The organism is Oleiphilus sp. HI0066, assembly GCF_001635725.1.
On the sequence record NZ_LWFH01000240.1, the window covers coordinates 1 to 751 of the forward strand.

General features: G+C 43.0%; 1 protein-coding gene. It reads left to right on the top strand.

Annotation, left to right across the window (positions count from 1 at the left end):
- Nucleotides 1-46 precede the first annotated feature (46 nt).
- Nucleotides 47-751: DUF599 domain-containing protein (locus A3738_RS03815; RefSeq protein WP_068763365.1), on the top strand; the 705-nt coding region annotated here is incomplete at its 3' end.

Genomic DNA, 751 nt, shown 5'->3' on the forward strand with positions numbered 1-751 from the left:
AAGTGTGTTCTACTATTTATATATCGAGTCATCACAATAGACTGCTATGTCACTAACTCAATTTGTCTCTTCGCTATGGATGGATCTCATAGCTGTATTTTGGTTTTTTGTCTGTTTTAAAGGCTACTCAATCTATGCAAGCCACCGGGTAAAAGATACACCTTGCCTCGCAAGCGTTTTGTATTTGGCGCGCCTTGAGTGGATGAATGAACTTCTTGAACGAGATATTCGCGTTGCCGATAACACAGCCGTCGCTAACCTAGAACGCAGCGTCTCGTTTTTCGCCTCAACCACAATGCTGATTCTAGCAGGTCTTCTCACCATTCTCGGCTCTACCGATAAAGCGATTAGTTTATTAGAAGACTTACCTTTTGTGATGCCTGCTACACGCGCTGAGTGGGAACTAAAATTCCTACTTCTGATCGTCGTGTTTGTATATGCCTTCTTTAAGTTTACGTGGAGTTTGCGCCAATATGGCTTTGTTACCGTGATGATCGGTGGCGCGCCAGTTAGTTATCGTGAAGAAAACCCCAAACAACATAAAGTACTCGCAGAACGACTTGCGAAGATGGGGTCGATGGCAGCGCATAATTTTAATATGGGCCTACGAACGTATTACTTTTCAATTTCAGTACTTGCTTGGTTCATTAGCCCGATTGCATTTATGGCTGCGGCAACAAGCGTGGTATTCGTGTTGTATCAACGAGAATTTAAATCTTCTACACTCAAAACCTTGATGCAAAGTAAAGCG